The 2,755-nt window shown below is 63.2% G+C and carries 2 protein-coding genes; both read right to left on the bottom strand.

All coding sequences use genetic code 11. The annotated features are described in order from the left end of the window. Positions 1–1,548: ABC transporter permease (locus EOD15_RS32250; protein WP_127409204.1), on the bottom strand; the 1,548-nt coding region annotated here is incomplete at its 3' end. An 87-nt stretch (positions 1,549–1,635) separates the two neighbouring features. Then, complete coding sequence (locus EOD15_RS32255; RefSeq protein ID WP_127322685.1) at positions 1,636–2,661, bottom strand: sugar ABC transporter substrate-binding protein; 1,026 nt, start codon at positions 2,659–2,661, stop codon at positions 1,636–1,638. Positions 2,662–2,755 lie beyond the last annotated feature (94 nt).

Consider the following 2,755-nt stretch of genomic DNA (forward strand, 5'->3'; position numbering starts at 1 on the left):
GGTGGCGCGGTTCTCGATCGAATCCAGCGCCCAGTCATGTGCGTCGTAACGCTTGGTCGAGTCTGTGAAATAGATGCGCCCGTCGGGTGCGATGTCGCAGTCATTGGGGTCACGCAAACGCGCATCGTCGACGATCGAGGTCCACGAACGCGATGTCTCCGCCGACAGGCGTTTGACCTCCCGATCCGGCGAGACCGAATAGAGCCCCATGGCGCCGACGCAGCTGATCAGATTGCCCGATTTGTCGAAGGCGAGGCCGAGCGGGAAGCCGCCTATATGGGCAAACACTTCCGATTCGACATAGTCTGGCGCGAAGAAACGGACGATCTCGCCATGACGCGTGCCGCAATAGAGATTGTCGTCGCGGTCGAGGATGACGTCTTCTGGCCCCTCCAGCTCGCCAAGCCCGATATGGTCGGCGGCGGACAACCGGTTGTCGAGCTCGTAGGGTGTGCCCGAACCAGGTGCGGCCGACTGTGTCTCGCCCATCTTGAGATAGACCGGCGCGACATAAACCTCGTTCAGCACCTTGTGGCGGTTCTTCAGCCAGCGGATGTCGATGGTCACCGCGACCGCCAGCATGATGCCCAGCACCATCTGGTTGGTGCCGGTGCCATAGCCCAGCCGGATCAGCCCGTTGGTCATGGTCAGCACAATGATGGCGCCCATCAGCCCCTTGATCACCGAGCCGCGGCCGCCGCCAAGGCTGACGCCGCCGACCACCGCCGCCGTCAGCGCCATGATTTCCAGATTGAGGCCGGTGCCCGGCCCTGCCCCACTCAGCCGGCAAGCGATGAGGAAGCCGCCGATCGAGGCGCAGAAGCCGGAGAAGACGTAGGTCATGAACACGGTGCGGCGCACGCGGATGCCGGCATTGTGCGCCGAGCGCCTGGAGCCGCCGACCGCCAGCACGTGCCAGCCCGGCCGTGAACGGGTCAGCGCGATATGGGTGACGATGGCCAGGATGATCGCCAGCCACACCGAGACGGAGAGCCCCCAGAAGGTGCTGTCGCCGATGAAGTCGAGCACATCCGATGTCGCGGTCGAGAGCTGCACATCGGCGGCATAGGTGGTGACCAGGATGTCGAACAGCGCCCGTCCGAAGATGAAGGTGACCAGCGTGGTGAGGAAGGCGCGCAGGCGCAGATATCCAACGAGATAGCCATTGATGGCGCCGAAGATGAGGCCGGTGGCCAGCGACGCGGCCAGCGCCAGCCAGATCGACTGTTCGAGGATGAAGAAGACGTAAACCGCCGAAAAGCATGACAGCGCGAAGATCGAGCCGACCGACAGGTCGATGCCGCCGCCCAGCATCACCACCGTCATGCCGGTCACCACCATGGAGAACTCGCCAAGCTGGCGGGTCGATTCCTGCAGTGCGGTCAACTTGAAGAAGCCCGGAATGATCGAGCCGAAGGTTGCCAGCGTCGCCACCAGTGCCAGGAATGGAATGGCATTGTCGGTCCAGCGCTTGGTCAGGATCTCGCCGACGACATGGTCGGGCACGAGATTGTAGCGCCAGGACTGGAGGCGTTCGCGAAAGGACATCAGGTCACTGCTGCAAATCTGGGATTCAAGAGAAGAGGTGGTCGGGCAATCCGGCCACCTCTTCGATCGGTGTTGAGAAGAGTTCGCTTATTTCGCCGCCGCTTGTGCCTGCAGCGCCTTCAGGTCCCAGCAGCTGTCGGGCTTCAGGTCGGCCTTGGTCGTCGCCTTCTCCAGCGTGTAGATGTAGGTGTGCGAGGTGCCGGCCGGCTGGCCGCTCTGCAGCAGGAACTTGATGATGGCGTTCATGTCACCCGACTGGCGGGCAAGGTCGGTCATCACCACGGCGCCATAGGTGCCGTCCTGCAGCTTGTCGCAATCGGCCGCCTTCTCGCCACCGCCCGTGGTGACCAGGAACACCTTGCCGTCGAGCTTGGCGTCGCGGATCGCGGCGGCCGCGCCGGTGGCGTCACCATCCCAGAAATCGATGATCGAGCAGATGTCCGGGTTCTGCTGCAGCATCGTCGTCGTCACATTGCGCGAGGTCGTCGCATCCCAGTTTGAATCGGGCTTTGCCACCACCTTGAAGTCGGGATGCTTCTCCAGCACCTTCATGATGCCGGCATACTGGTAAAGGCTGGACGAGTTCGCCTGGTCACCCTGCACGAGGCCGATCTTCTTCGAAGAGTTTTCGCCACAGCCTTTGATCGCGGCTTCCGCCTCAAGCTGGCCAAGCCGGTCCCAGTCGCTGCCGATGAAGGCGTCGGCCGGGAAGTTGGCGGGATTGTCGACCAGGATGACATAGGTGCCGGCGGCCTGCGCCTTCTTCATCAGCTTGGAGTAGGAGTTGAGGTCCGGCGCATGGATGATCAGCACATCCGGCCTGGTGTCCGACGAGATGGCGTCGGTGATCGCCTGCGCGCCGGCGTCGACGACCCAGTTCGGATCGCGCGTCTCGAACACGCCGCCCCAGGCCTCAACCTCGGTCTTCAGATAGTGCGCCCAGCCCTGCGCCAGGTCGAAGCCCATTGCCAGCGGCACCAGCATGACGCGCTTGCCCTTGAGCGCCTGCGCGTACGCAGCCGGCCCCGGATCGTCGGCGGCGAAGGTTGGCGCCACGAAGGCGGTGAGGGCGAGTGCCGTCGCGGCAACCATCAATGTCCTGATGAATTTCATGTTAGATCCTCTCGTTTCGATTTTCATTGCCAGCCGACCGGGATGGATCGGACCGGGTACCCCGAGCAGATGGGCTAGCCCATCTGCCCTAAAT

The organism is Mesorhizobium sp. M7A.T.Ca.US.000.02.2.1, from assembly GCF_003996995.1.
In the GTDB taxonomy this organism is placed as follows: Bacteria; Pseudomonadota; Alphaproteobacteria; order Rhizobiales; family Rhizobiaceae; genus Mesorhizobium.

Coding starts and splice junctions, on each gene's coding strand:
- EOD15_RS32255 (WP_127322685.1), bottom strand. CDS start 2,661: ATGAAATTCATCAGGACATTGATGGTTGCCGCGACGGCACTCGCCCTC.